Origin of the sequence: Micrococcus sp. Alg238-R198 (genome assembly GCF_900537135.1) — a bacterium.
Classification (GTDB): Bacteria; Actinomycetota; Actinomycetes; order Actinomycetales; family Micrococcaceae; genus Micrococcus; species Micrococcus luteus.
In genome coordinates this window covers 50,427-62,016 of record NZ_UNRH01000011.1, presented here as the reverse complement: position 1 = coordinate 62,016, position 11,590 = coordinate 50,427, and the positions used below count along the sequence as shown (strand labels likewise).

At 70.6% G+C, this 11,590-nt stretch carries 15 protein-coding genes and 2 tRNA genes; 9 read left to right on the top strand and 8 right to left on the bottom strand.

The features are described from left to right. The first annotated feature begins 26 nt into the window (after positions 1 to 26). A complete protein-coding gene (locus tag G6R13_RS10170; RefSeq protein ID WP_144786682.1) occupies positions 27 to 332 on the top strand; it encodes a cell division protein CrgA in 306 nt (101 codons plus the stop codon). A 252-nt stretch (positions 333 to 584) separates the two neighbouring features. Here the strand turns inward: G6R13_RS10170 and G6R13_RS10165 are convergent, their stop codons facing one another. Further along, positions 585 to 974, bottom strand: a complete 390-nt coding sequence (locus G6R13_RS10165) for a heavy metal-responsive transcriptional regulator (RefSeq protein WP_040347802.1) — start codon at positions 972 to 974, stop codon at positions 585 to 587. Positions 975 to 1,079: 105 nt separating this feature from the next. Between G6R13_RS10165 and merA the strand changes: the two genes are divergently transcribed. The 6 genes from merA (at position 1,080) to G6R13_RS10135 (ending at position 6,056) form a co-directional block, all read left to right on the top strand. After that, positions 1,080 to 2,504: a mercury(II) reductase gene (gene merA / locus G6R13_RS10160; RefSeq protein WP_145950733.1), complete on the top strand. Its 1,425-nt coding sequence runs from the start codon at positions 1,080 to 1,082 to the stop codon at positions 2,502 to 2,504. 45 nt (positions 2,505 to 2,549) lie between these two features. Further along, complete coding sequence (merB, locus tag G6R13_RS10155) at positions 2,550 to 3,212, top strand: organomercurial lyase MerB (protein WP_145950734.1); 663 nt, start codon at positions 2,550 to 2,552, stop codon at positions 3,210 to 3,212. A gap of 67 nt (positions 3,213 to 3,279) precedes the next feature. Next, on the top strand, positions 3,280 to 3,540 hold the full coding sequence (locus G6R13_RS10150; protein ID WP_145950754.1) for a hypothetical protein: 261 nt from the start codon (positions 3,280 to 3,282) through the stop codon (positions 3,538 to 3,540). Further along, positions 3,537 to 4,061 carry a TlpA disulfide reductase family protein gene (locus G6R13_RS10145; protein ID WP_005882713.1) on the top strand — a complete coding sequence of 175 codons (525 nt, stop codon included), beginning with the start codon at positions 3,537 to 3,539 and terminating at the stop codon, positions 4,059 to 4,061. Before G6R13_RS10150 ends, G6R13_RS10145 begins: the two co-directional genes overlap by 4 nt. A 3-nt stretch (positions 4,062 to 4,064) precedes the next feature. Next, positions 4,065 to 4,985 (top strand): cytochrome c biogenesis protein CcdA, encoded by a 921-nt coding sequence (locus G6R13_RS10140; RefSeq protein ID WP_058623030.1) that lies wholly within the window; start codon positions 4,065 to 4,067, stop codon positions 4,983 to 4,985. 69 nt (positions 4,986 to 5,054) lie between these two features. Then, entirely contained in the window at positions 5,055 to 6,056 is a 1,002-nt protein-coding gene (locus G6R13_RS10135) for an IS481 family transposase (RefSeq protein ID WP_145950735.1), read from the top strand. Here the strand turns inward: G6R13_RS10135 and G6R13_RS10130 are convergent. Together G6R13_RS10130 and G6R13_RS10125 are read right to left on the bottom strand one after the other, a co-directional pair. Further along, on the bottom strand, positions 6,053 to 6,994 hold the full coding sequence (locus tag G6R13_RS10130) for a rhomboid family intramembrane serine protease (RefSeq protein WP_012750684.1): 942 nt from the start codon (positions 6,992 to 6,994) through the stop codon (positions 6,053 to 6,055). The two genes, G6R13_RS10135 and G6R13_RS10130, sit on opposite strands and share 4 nt — an antisense overlap. Before the next feature lie 11 nt (positions 6,995 to 7,005). After that, positions 7,006 to 7,536: a peptidylprolyl isomerase gene (locus G6R13_RS10125; RefSeq protein WP_163721618.1), complete on the bottom strand. Its 531-nt coding sequence runs from the start codon at positions 7,534 to 7,536 to the stop codon at positions 7,006 to 7,008. A gap of 186 nt (positions 7,537 to 7,722) precedes the next feature. Between G6R13_RS10125 and G6R13_RS10120 the strand changes: the two genes are divergently transcribed. Both G6R13_RS10120 and G6R13_RS10115 read left to right on the top strand, forming a co-directional pair. After that, positions 7,723 to 8,958 carry a hypothetical protein gene (locus G6R13_RS10120; protein WP_163721615.1) on the top strand — a complete coding sequence of 412 codons (1,236 nt, stop codon included), beginning with the start codon at positions 7,723 to 7,725 and terminating at the stop codon, positions 8,956 to 8,958. A gap of 216 nt (positions 8,959 to 9,174) precedes the next feature. Next, on the top strand, positions 9,175 to 9,822 hold the full coding sequence (locus G6R13_RS10115; RefSeq protein ID WP_163721613.1) for an MBL fold metallo-hydrolase: 648 nt from the start codon (positions 9,175 to 9,177) through the stop codon (positions 9,820 to 9,822). Between the two features lie 33 nt (positions 9,823 to 9,855). Here the strand turns inward: G6R13_RS10115 and G6R13_RS10110 are convergent, their stop codons facing one another. From G6R13_RS10110 to G6R13_RS10095, 5 genes are all read right to left on the bottom strand, one after another. Further along, positions 9,856 to 10,083 carry an amphi-Trp domain-containing protein gene (locus G6R13_RS10110; RefSeq protein ID WP_020624434.1) on the bottom strand — a complete coding sequence of 76 codons (228 nt, stop codon included), beginning with the start codon at positions 10,081 to 10,083 and terminating at the stop codon, positions 9,856 to 9,858. Positions 10,084 to 10,159: 76 nt separating this feature from the next. After that, positions 10,160 to 10,948 (bottom strand): queuosine precursor transporter, encoded by a 789-nt coding sequence (locus tag G6R13_RS10105; RefSeq protein ID WP_049145006.1) that lies wholly within the window; start codon positions 10,946 to 10,948, stop codon positions 10,160 to 10,162. A gap of 252 nt (positions 10,949 to 11,200) precedes the next feature. Then, positions 11,201 to 11,273, bottom strand: a tRNA-Ala gene (locus G6R13_RS10100). A gap of 11 nt (positions 11,274 to 11,284) precedes the next feature. Then, entirely contained in the window at positions 11,285 to 11,446 is a 162-nt protein-coding gene (locus tag G6R13_RS12240; RefSeq protein ID WP_020624432.1) for a hypothetical protein, read from the bottom strand. Between the two features lie 58 nt (positions 11,447 to 11,504). Beyond that, a tRNA-Ile gene (locus G6R13_RS10095) sits at positions 11,505 to 11,578 on the bottom strand. Positions 11,579 to 11,590 lie beyond the last annotated feature (12 nt).

Below are 11,590 nucleotides of genomic sequence, written 5' to 3'. Positions count from 1 at the left end.
CCCCCCCCCACCCGAGGAGAAGATCCGTGGCAGCACCCGCCGGCAAGCGCAAGGACTCGGCCCGTCGGAAGCGCGAGGAGCTCGAGGCCGCGCGCCGCAGCCGCTCCGCCGTGCGGACGGACCTCGGGGACGTGGACCCGGGTCCGAAGCCCCTCTCCCCCGGGTACAAGGCCGTGATGTTCGGCCTGCTGATCCTCGGCCTGCTCTGGATCATCGTCTACTACCTGACCCAGGGCCTCTTCCCGATCGTGCAGATCGGCGGCTGGAACATCCTCGTGGGCTTCGGCATCGCGCTCATCGGGTTCCTCATGATGTCCCGCTGGAGCGAATGACACGCGTGTAGTTCTCCACAGCGGTGGACAACCCTGTGGATGGCTGATCCGCACGATCCCGCCCGGAGACGAGTTGTCCCCGGAGTTGTCCACAGGTGTGGACACCCCTGTGGGAAGAAGTGCACACCCGCCTGTGGAGAACTCCGGGGACGGTCGGGGATGACGGTCTAGCTGTTGCTGGCCATAACGTTGTGGTTACGTAGGAAGGTCGCGGCAGGAGGCTCCGCCTCTGCGCGCGTCATCTCGGATTGGCTACAGGTACCTGCAGACCTCGTCGGCGTTGCAGGTCTCGGGTTCGGGTTCTGCGGCTGCGTCGCGGAGGGCGGCAACGTTGTCGCGGAGGGAGACGAGATCCGAGATCTGGCGCTCAATGTCCTTCAGACGAACGTCTAGGAGGTCCCGGACGTGGCCGCAGGGAATCTCGCCTCCATCGCGGATGTCGAGGATCTGTTTGATCTGCGCGAGGGTAAGTCCGGCAGCCTGGCCGCGGTGGATGAAGTCGATCCGAGTCGCTGCTTCCGGATCGTAGTCGCGGTATCCCGACGCGGTGCGCTCGGCCGCGGGAAGCAGGCCCTGCTCCTCGTAGAACCGCAGGGTCTTGGCGGTGGTGCCGGCCGCCTCGGCGAGTTCGCCGATCCTCATCTGGGTCTCCGATGTGTCACAGGTCGCACTTGACCTTCCCCCGTACTGGAAGGTCCATTGTGGCTGCATCAAGAGCAATTCTCAAGACTCAGGGGAGGAATCGGGATGCAGTCCAGGTACGACCTTGCGATCATCGGATCGGGTGGCGCCGCGTTCGCCGCCGCCATCCGCGCGACCACGCTCGGCAAGTCGGTGGTGATGATCGAGCGCGGCACTTTCGGCGGCACGTGCGTGAACACCGGCTGCGTGCCGTCGAAGGCGCTCATCGCCGCCGCTGAGGCCCGCCAGACCGCTGCCGAGGCGGGCAACCGTTTCCCGGGGATCGCCACCACAGCGGACGACGTGGACATGCCCGCGCTGATCAGCAGCAAGCAGGACCTCGTCGAGGAACTTCGGGGTGAGAAGTACGTCGACGTCGCCGACGCCTACGGCTGGCAGATCCGCCACGGCGACGCTGCGTTCGCCGGCACGCCAGAAGCGCCCGTTCTTGAGGTCACCGCGACTGACGGTGCGGTCGAGACGATCGACGCTGATCACTACCTGGTCGCCACCGGCGCCAGCGCATGGGCCCCACCGATCGACGGTCTTGAGGAGGCCGGCTACCTGACCTCGACCACGGCGATGGAGTTGACCAAGGTTCCCGACTCGCTGCTGGTGCTCGGCGGCGGCTACGTCGCCTTGGAGCAGGCCCAACTGTTCGCCCGGCTCGGGTCGAACGTCACCCTGCTGGTTCGTTCCCGGCTGGCGTCGAAGGAGGAGCCGGAGGTATCCAAGGCGCTGCAGGAGGTCTTCGCCGACGAGGGCATCCGCGTGGTCCGCCGTGCGGTCCCGACCCACGTTGCCCGTGACGACGTCAGGGGCCAGGTTGTTGTCACCGCTGACATCTCCGGCGGCGAGCAGGAATTCCACGCCGAACAGGTCCTCGTCGCCCTCGGCCGCCGACCGGTCACCGATGGGCTGAACCTCGATGCGGTGGAGGTGAAGACCGGCGACACGGGCGAGATCGTGGTCACCGACCAACTGCAGTCCTCCAACCCCCGGATCTGGGCAGCCGGCGACGTGACCGGGCACCCCGAGTTCGTCTACGTCGCCGCCCACCACGGCAACATGGTCGCCGAGAACACGTTCGCTGGCGCTGAGCGGTCGGTGGACCACAGCCGGCTGCCGCGGGTGACCTTCACCAGTCCGGCGATCGGCGCGGTCGGGATGACCGAGGCCCAGGTGCTCGCTGCCGGGATCCGCTGCGACTGCCGCGTCCTGCCGCTGGACTACGTGCCCCGGGCGCTGGTCAACCGCGACACCCGCGGCTTCATCAAGATCGTCGCCAACGCTGAGACCGGCGAGATCCTCGGCCTCACCGCCGTCGCCAAAGACGCCGGCGAGCTCGCCGCCGCCGGTGTCCACATCCTCGGCAAGACCGTCACCGAGGTCGCCGACGCATGGGCGCCCTACCTGACCATGACCGAAGGCATCCGGATCGCCGCCAAGGCCTTCACCACCGACATCTCCAAGCTGTCCTGCTGCGCGTGACCCGCAGCCGACAGCCTCCACCCGACTCATGAAGAAGGTACCGCCATGTCGGAGCTCACGACGCAACTGCCCGAACGACTCAACAACACCGAAGAGACCGGCCTTGACGCCGTCCTATCGATCCCGCTGCTGCGGCTGATCGTCGAGGGCGGCCCGGTCACCGTCGAGCAGTTCGCCGCGGCCGCCGGCCGTCCGGTCGACGACGTACGCACGGGTCTGGCCGCGGTGCCGGACACCGAGTACGACGACCAGGGCCGCATCATCGGCCAGGGCCTCACCCTGCGCCCCACCCCTCACCGGTTCACCGTGGCCGGTGAGGAGCTCTACACCTGGTGCGCCCTGGACACCCTGATCTTTCCGACCCTGCTCGAGCGCGCGGCGAGCGTGGAGTCGGTCTCCCCGACCAGCGGCGAGCCGATCCGGGTCACCATCGACCCCGTCGCCGGCGTCACCAGCGTCGAACCCGCCACCGCGGTGGTGTCGCTGGTCAACCCCGACCAGATCACCTCGATCCGGTCCTCCTTCTGCAACCAGGTCCACTACTTCACCTCCGATGAGGACGCCGCGGGCTGGCTGGCCGAGCACCCCCGCGCCGAGGTCGTGCCCGTGGCCGTTGCCTATCGGATCGGCACCGACCTCACGACCGGCTTCCTCAACCAGTTCCAGGCCAACGCGGCAGTGGCCGACGACGGCCACTGCCGCTGCTGACCAAGAACACCGAAGGGAACTCCACTCCGATGAAGTCCACCACGACGACCAACCGGGAGGCAGCGGCCTGCTCCTCGGAGCCGGGGCCGCGCTGCTCATGGTCGCCTGCTGCGCCCTACTTCCCTTGCTCCTCGCCGGTGGTCTGCTGGCCAGTGTCGGCGGGTTCCTCGGCAACCCCTGGGTGATCGGCACCGGCATCGCCGTCCTGGTGCTCGCGGTCCTCGCGACCACGCGGCGCCGCAGCGGCGGCAACAACGCCAGGCATGGCTGTTGCCCGCCTGTGAACTCCACCCACCCCAGCGACACGAAGGACGACCAGAACCGATGACGCTTACCCGCACCCGCCGCGCGACCCTCTCGGTCGCCGGCCTCCTGCTTGCAGGCTCCCTGGCTCTGACCGCCTGCGGAAACACCGACGCCACACCAGCCGCAGATGCGGGCACGCCAGCGGCGGTTACTAGCATCGACGGCCAGATGGTCAGCCTGCCCGCCAGCGGGAAGCCGACCGCGGTGTTCTTCTTCTCCGTCGGCTGCGGCGAATGCGTTGAAGGCGTCCGCTCCCTCGGCGAGGCCGCCACCGCTGCCGAGAAGTCGGGTGCTGGGGCGAGCTTCCTCGCCGTCGACATGGACCCCGGCGAGTCCAAGGAGACCATCGAGGGATTCATGGAGTACGTCGACGCCGAACACGTCCCGGCCGCCATAGACGAGGGTGCCGCCTTGTCCCAGCGATTCGACGTTGCCGCCCTGTCCACCCTCATCGTCATCGACGGCGACGGCAAGGTGACCTTCCGTGCCACCGAGCCCGACGCGAAGACGATCACCGCCGAACTCGTCAAGGCCGGAGCCTGATCCATGGGCGGATTGCTCAGCCTCGCCTTCGCCGCCGGCATGGTGGCGCCGGTCAACCCATGCGGGTTCGCGCTGCTGCCGGCCTGGATCAGCCAGACCCTCGGCGACGCTGACGCCTCGCCCGTCCCGGTGCGGCTGCTGAGGGCCCTGCGGTCCGGAATCGCACTGGCGATCGGGTTCGCCGGCACCCTCGCAGCTGCGGGCCTGCTGGTGAGCGCCGGGGCTCGGGGCCTGATCCAGGCAGCGCCCAAACTCGGTCTCGCCGTAGGCGTCCTACTGGTGCTCCTCGGCCTGTGGATGCTGGCCGGCCGTTCGATCTCCGTGCGGTTGCCCCGGATCACCGGCCGAGCAACCGAAGGCCTCCCGCCAACCGCCCGGATGCTGGTCTTCGGGATCGGCTACGCCCTCGCCTCCCTGTCGTGCACCTTCGGAGTGATCCTTGCTGTCATCGCCCAGGCACAGGCCACCGCCAGCTACGCGGGGCTGCTGCTGGTCTTCGGTGTCTACGCCGCCGGCTCAGCCAGCATCCTGCTGCTGCTCGCACTCGCGACCACCGCCGCGGGTACCGGCCTAACCCGCCACGTCGCACGCCTCGGGAGTTATGGCCCCCGGATCACCGGCGCCGTCTTGCTGCTCACCGGCGTCTACCTCGCGTGGTACTGGTGGCCCGCCGCCACCGCCGACAACAACCTCGTCGCGACCGGCCGTGCCGGCGGTGTCGCCAGGCTCTCAACGACCCTGTCCGGCTGGGTTCAGGCTCACACGGCGCCGATCGCGGCGCTCGCGGTCATCTCCCTCCTCGTAGTACTCGCCCTTGGCGCCGCCCATAGGCGGCGTCGAGCCAGTTCCGAATCGCCGGAGGCCTGCTGCGACACCACGAACGTCGGCCTCGGCGTGTCAGGCGGCGACCACGAGGGTCAGTAGCCGACGGCTGAATGGGGGGCTTGGTCCGGGACTCAGCGACTCGACTGGAACATTCTTCGAAGGACGTGCATGACTCACCGCAACTCGCCACTGTCAGTCGAGGGACGTCGGCGGCTGGTCGAGCGTTGCAAGACCCGGCCGATCGCTCACGTGGCAGCTGAGATGGGAATCTCCCGCGCTACCGCGTCAAAGTGGGTCCATCGCCATCGTGAGTTCGGTGAGGTCGGTCTGCTCGACCGCTCATCGACGCCTAAGCAATCCCCGACAGCCACCCCCAACGTCGTTGTTCGCGAAGTCGAACGCATGCGGCGCGAGCACAAGTGGTCAGCGGCTCGGATCACGTTCGAGCTCGAACAGGTCGGCATTCAGATCAGTCGGCGCACGGTGAGTCGCATCCTCACCGACCTGCAGCTCAACCGGCGCCGCTTCATCGACCCGACCGGGGAAAGTAACCGCGAAGCGAGGAAGATTGTCGCTCGGTGCCCCGGCCACATGGTTCACCTGGACGTCAAGAAGGTCGGCCGAATCCCCGATGGCGGCGGATGGCGGGCTCATGGCAAGGACAGCCCGGAAGCTCGCGCCGTCGCGCGGACGAAAACCCGCGGCACGCGAGCCGGCTACGTCTACCTCCACTCAGCGATTGACGGCTACTCACGCCTCGCGTACACCGAGGCTTTGCCGAACGAGCAGGCCGCGACGGCCGTTGCGTTCCTCGCGCGAGCGCGGGCATGGTTCGCGGCTCATGGCATCACGCACATCGAACGGATCGTGACCGACAACGGATCCTGTTACCGCGCCTCAGCGTTCGCCGATGCACTGGCCGGGTCGCGGCACCAACGGATCACGCCCTACACGCCCCGCCACAACGGAAAGATCGAGCGGTACAACCGGATCCTTGCCGAAGAGTTCCTCTATGCACGGACATGGACCTCAGAAGACGAACGCGCCAACGCCCTCGAGCGCTGGAACCTGCACTACAACTACCACCGCCCGCACGGTGCCGCGGACGGTCAGCCGCCGGCCACGCTCGTGCCAATTCGCGTCAACAACCTCCTGGCCTCATACATCTAGCCGAGCAGGCCGGCCACCGTGACCCGTGCGGCGCCGAGCACCGTGAGCGCCGCCAGCGCCGCCGCCACGACCACGAGGCCGGCTGCCTGGGCGCCCACGGACGGCACGCGCGCGCGGCCGGGCCGCAGCCCGCCGGCCAGGGAGAACACGACGGCGACGACGGCGCCCGTCAGCAGCCCGCCCACGTGCACCTGCCAGGCCACCCCGGGCAACAGGAACGAGAACACGAGGTTCAGGCCGATCAGCACGGCGATCGAGCGCACCTGGCCGCCCCGCACCCGGGTGAGCAGGAACAGGGCCGCGAACATGCCGTACACGGCGCCGGACGCCCCGACGACGGGCTGCAGCGGGTCCGAGACCCACAGCGCGAACACCGCGCCGCCCACGGCGGAGAGCACGTAGAGGGCGAGGAACCGCCACCAGCCCAGCGCGGGCTCGAGCACGCGCCCGATCACCCACAGCGCGAGCATGTTCAGCAGCAGGTGCGTGGGACCGGAGACGTCGTGCACGAGCGCGTAGGAGGCCATCCGCCACGGCTCCATGCCGTACGGGGACGTGTAGAGCCCGGCGTACCAGAGCGCCTCGGTCACGCCGGACGCCTGGTCCCGGGTCATCCACTGCGCCGCGTAGACCACCGCCGTGACCGCCAGCAGGATCCAGGTGACGGGCGAGGCGGCGAAGCCCGTCCGCCGTCGGACCGGGACCGACGCGGCGGCGCCGGCGGGAGCCACCGTCGGAGCAGGGCCGGCCACGACGCCGGACGCACAGTCCACGCAGACCGGTCCGGCCGCGGAGCCGGGACGCTGGCAGTCGAGGCACGCGGGGCGCCGGCAGACGGCGCAGCGCACATACGCGGCACGGCCCGGATGCCGCGGGCACACCGGGGGTGTGCCGTCCGCGGAGTCCGGGCCGTGCGGGTCAGAGGGGGTGGTGCTCACCGAGGGGCTGCTCAGGCCTCGTCGATGTCGATGGACTCGATGACGACGTCCTCGAGCGGGCGGTCACGGGGATCGGTGGCGACGGCGTTGAGCTCGTCCACGACCTTCTGGGAGGCCTCGTCCTTCACCTGGCCGAAGATGGTGTGCTTGCCGTTGAGCCAGCCGGTGGGCACGGAGGTGATGAAGAACTGCGAGCCGTTGGTGCCGGGGCCGGCGTTGGCCATGGCCAGCAGGTAGGGACGGTCGAACTGCAGCTCGGGGTGGATCTCGTCGCCGAACTGGTAGCCGGGGCCGCCGATGCCCATGCCGAGCGGGTCGCCGCCCTGGATCATGAAGTCCTTGATGATGCGGTGGAACACGGTGCCGGAGTACAGCGGGGCGCCGTTGTTCTTCTCACCGGTCTGCGGGTGGGTCCACTCCTGCTCGCCGGTGGCGAGACCCACGAAGTTCTTCACGGTCTTCGGGGCGTGGTTGCCGAACAGCTCGACGACGATGTCGCCGTGGTTCGTGTGGATGGTCGCGGTGTGCGTCTTGTTCGCCATGCGCCCCATTGTTCCATCCGCGGCGGCGGGCCGTCCGGATCCCGCCGTCCGGGCTCGGGATCTTCCGCGATCGGCGTACGCACTCCCGGCGTGCCGGGACCCGTGCCACGGCGGGGGTCGGCCACTAGGCTGGGCCTCGAGGACCACCGCGTTCAACGACCATCCAGAACTCACGGGAGGCATCACATGGCTCGCACGACCCTGCACGACGAGATCCAGCACGACGGCGGCGCGAACGCGTTCGTCGCACGCCAGGCGGAGAACCTGCGCCACTGGGCCGCCCCGAAGGTGGAGTCCACCCGCGCCTGGAGCGAGGTGGCCGCGGCCTACGGGCTGATCGGCGGCTCCGCCGCGGCCGAGGAGGGCCGCCGCAAGGCCCAGGACGCCAAGAAGGAGTACGGCCCCGTGGTCGAGCGCGGGGCGCGGAAGGCCGGCGAGGCCGTCGCGCACCAGTACGGGCTGCTGGCCCCCGCCGTCGCCAAGGGCGTGGACACCGTCCAGGACTTCCTCGAGCACCTGCAGGCCCAGGCGCAGGACGCCGGCCACGAGGTGCAGCAGCAGTTCGCCGCGGCGCGCAAGGACGCCGAGAGGGCCGCGAAGAAGGGCCGCCGTCGTGGGGGCCGCAAGGCCAAGCAGCTGCGCCGGGACGGCCGCCAGACCGCCAAGGGCCTGCGCAAGGACGCGAAGAAGGCCGCCAAGGGCGCCCGCAAGGACGCGCAGCGGTCCGCCGCCCTGTTCAGCGACCGTGCCGGCCAGGCCAAGGACGCCGCCGCCGCGGGCGGCCTGACCCTCGCCGGCCTCCTCGCCACGGGTCTGTCCGCGCTGCAGGAGCAGGGCGGGAAGGTGGGCCCGCAGGTGCAGGCCCGCCTGGCCGACGCCGGCGACTACGCCCAGCGCCGCAAGGAGGAGGTCCTCCCCGTGGCCGCCGCCCGCCTGGCCGACGGTGCCGCGCACGCCCGCAAGACCGCCCACGACGTCGAGGTCCCGGACGCCCTGGAGCAGGCCCTGATCAAGCTCACCGGGGACAAGGCGATCGTGAAGCGCCTGCGCCAGGGCGCCGAGCAGTACGCCGGCGCCGCCGAGAAGGACCTGAACCGTGCCGCCGGTCGCCGGGCCTCCCGCTCGGGCGGCCGCGCCTGGATCGTCGCGGGCATGGCGGCCGCCGCCGCCGGCGCCGGCTTCGCCCTGTGGCGCCTGACCAAGCCGGTGCAGGATCCGTGGACCGCCCCGGTGCCGGGCCCGATCACCGCGAACATCCCGGTGGTGGAGGCCAACAACCCCTACGCCCAGCAGCAGAAGGTCGTGGCCGAGGCCGGCTCGGCCGCGGCGGGTCAGGGCGTGCGGGTGGACACCGCCACGCCGGACCCGGTGGCCGCCGCCAACGCGAAGGTGCTGGGCGTCCAGCCCGGGCAGCAGCGCTGACCCGCTCCCCCGCGCCCTGAGCGCGCAGCGGACGGCGACCGGCCCGCGCATCCTCGGCAGGACCGAGGGGGCGCGGGCCGGCGCGCGTCCGGGCGCAGGTCGGGGCGGGAGCCGGTGGGCCGCCGTCGAACGGGGCGCGGGCCTTGTCCGCCGCCGGGAGCGCGCGGGAGGCTGGGAGCGCCCGGGATCCCGACGCCGGGCGGAGGAGTGATCTGCATGAGCACGACCCTGACCCTCTTCGGCCACTCGGCCGTCCGCCTCGAGAAGGCCGGCCGGTGCCTCGCGTTCGACCCCGGCGCGTTCAGCGACGCGGCGGTCCTGGACGGCGCGGACGCCGTCCTCGTGACGCACGGCCACCCGGACCACGTGGTCCCCGAGCAGCTGGCCCGGGCGTTGGCCGGCACGGAGACGCACGTGTGGGCGCCACGGGACCTCACGGGGCCGCTGGCGGAGGCGGGGCTCGCCGCCGGGCGCGTGCACACGGCCGTCCCCGGGGAGACGTTCGAGGCCGCCGGCTTCCGGGTGGAGGTGCTCGGCGGGGAGCACGCGGTGATCCACGCCGAGGTGCCGCGCCCGGTCAACGTGTCCTACCTCGTGGACGGGGCCGTGCTGCACCCCGGCGACTCGTTCACGGTGCCGGACGCCGACGTCGAGGTGCTCCTGCTGCCCGCCGCGGCGCCGTGGCTGCGCATCGCGGACGTGGTGGACCAGATGCGGGCCATCGCGGCGACGCACACCCGCCCCATCCACGACGGCATCCTCAGCGAGGACGGCAAGGGCGTGGTGGATCGGGTGCTCTCGGGTCTCGCCGAGGGCGTGACCGACTACCGGCGCCTGGCCCCCGGGGAGCCCTGGACGTTCTGAGGCACGGGGAGGCAGCGGCCGGCCCGGGGCCGGTCACCAGCTGAGGGTGATCTCCAGCTCGGCGTCGCCGCCGTCCTCGACCTCGAGCTCCACCTCGAGGCCCACGCGGTCCGGGACGGTGACGACGACGTCGCGGCCGCCGTGCTCGACCCGCACCTCGTTCTGCCGGGAGAGCTGGTCGGCGAGGTCGCGTAGGCGTGCGGCGGCCTGCTCACGGCTGAGGGTCTGCTGCTGCTCGTGCTCGAAGAGGTCCTTGCCCATGGCACCGACGGTAGCCGGTGGGCGGGGTGCGCGCGACGGACGGGCCCCGGCGCGGCCGCGCCGGGGCCCGTGCGGGTCAGCGGGACGCGGCCGGGGCGAGGGCGGGATCGTCGTCGCGGTGGATCTCGAAGCCGGGTGCCCGGTAGGTGGGCTCCCGGCGCTTGAGGGCGCGGATGACGAGCAGGGTCACCGGCACGATGAGGATCTCCACGAGAGTCTTGTACGCGAAGCCGGTCACCGTGTAGTTCGCCAGTTCCAGCAGCGAGATGGTGCCGGCGTAGGCGATGGTGCAGAAGATCAGGGTGTCGAAGAACTGGCCGACCACGGTCGAGAGGATGAGCCGGAACGCCACGTGCCGTTCCCTCATGCGCTCCTTGAGGCGGACCACGATGGACGCGTTGAGCAGGGAGCCCACGAGGAACGCGACGAAGCCGGCCACGGTGATCCGCAGCATGGGCGCCAGGGCCTGGTCCCACACCTCGAAGCCCTCGACGGGCGTGGTCCAGGAGACCACCGTGTAGGTGAGGGCGGCGAGCACGAGCATCGCGAAGCCGAGGACGATGGCGCGGCGGGCCCGGCGCCAGCCGTACACCTCGGCGAGGATGTCGCCGACGATGTACGCGAACGGGAACAGGAAGGCGCCGCCGTCGAAGATGAGCGGGCCGCCGTCGTAGAAGAGGTCCGAGATGACCGGGACGGTGGGGCCGTAGAAGAGCTTGGCCGCGGTGACGCCGGAGAGGATCAGGAGGGCGATGAAGACGCCCACGAAGATGTCGTAGTAGCTCGCGGGCACCCGGGCGTAGGCCGGAGTGCCCTGCCCAGAGGCGGGTCGGTCGGGGGACGGGGTGTCGATGGTGGTGTTCACCGGACCATCCAACACCACGCACGACGGCGGTGGGCGCGGTGGGCGGGTCCGGCGGCGGGGGTTCGGGGCAGGCCATCCCCGTCCCTCCGTGGGCAGAAACGCCCTCTCTTCTGCCCACGGGGCCCGAAGTCCTGCGGTTTGTGCCCCAGGAGCCCCCGGGTCGCCGGTTTCTGCCCACGGTGCCGGCGCCGGCGGCCACCCTGGGCATACGAAAGGGCCCGGGAGTCTCACGACTCCCGGGCCCTTCTTCGGTGGAGGCAAGGGGACTCGAACCCCTAACCCCCTGCTTGCAAAGCAGGTGCGCTACCAATTGCGCCATGCCCCCGTGAGGACCGGTCAGTCCTCCGGTGCCGGCTCGACGCCGTCGGCGTCCTCCGGCAGGTCGTCCGTGGCCGTGGCCCAGACGTCCTTCCCCGCACTGTTCTCCCGCCAGAGACGCGCCCCATAGGCGGCTGCCGCGGCGCTGACCACGAGGGCCACGCGTGCCAGTCGACCCATGGGAAGACCTCCGGAGACGAACGGAGCCCCAGCGGACCGGGGCTCTGTGTGGTGGGAGTGGGCGTACCAAGACTTGAACTTGGGACCTCTTCGTTATCAGCGAAGCGCTCTAACCGCCTGAGCTATACGCCCTCACCATCGCTC

Bases quoted from the DNA above. Each gene is read 5' to 3' on its own strand.
- G6R13_RS10125 (WP_163721618.1), bottom strand. From the start codon at position 7,536: ATGGCGAACAAGACGCACACCGCGACCATCCACACGAACCACGGCGAC.
- G6R13_RS10165 (WP_040347802.1), bottom strand. From the start codon at position 974: ATGAGGATCGGCGAACTCGCCGAGGCGGCCGGCACCACCGCCAAGACC.
- merB (WP_145950734.1), top strand. From the start codon at position 2,550: ATGTCGGAGCTCACGACGCAACTGCCCGAACGACTCAACAACACCGAA.
- G6R13_RS10110 (WP_020624434.1), bottom strand. From the start codon at position 10,083: ATGGGCAAGGACCTCTTCGAGCACGAGCAGCAGCAGACCCTCAGCCGT.
- G6R13_RS10140 (WP_058623030.1), top strand. From the start codon at position 4,065: ATGGGCGGATTGCTCAGCCTCGCCTTCGCCGCCGGCATGGTGGCGCCG.
- G6R13_RS10115 (WP_163721613.1), top strand. From the start codon at position 9,175: ATGAGCACGACCCTGACCCTCTTCGGCCACTCGGCCGTCCGCCTCGAG.
- G6R13_RS12240 (WP_020624432.1), bottom strand. From the start codon at position 11,446: ATGGGTCGACTGGCACGCGTGGCCCTCGTGGTCAGCGCCGCGGCAGCC.
- merA (WP_145950733.1), top strand. From the start codon at position 1,080: ATGCAGTCCAGGTACGACCTTGCGATCATCGGATCGGGTGGCGCCGCG.
- G6R13_RS10145 (WP_005882713.1), top strand. From the start codon at position 3,537: ATGACGCTTACCCGCACCCGCCGCGCGACCCTCTCGGTCGCCGGCCTC.
- G6R13_RS10135 (WP_145950735.1), top strand. From the start codon at position 5,055: ATGACTCACCGCAACTCGCCACTGTCAGTCGAGGGACGTCGGCGGCTG.
- G6R13_RS10120 (WP_163721615.1), top strand. From the start codon at position 7,723: ATGGCTCGCACGACCCTGCACGACGAGATCCAGCACGACGGCGGCGCG.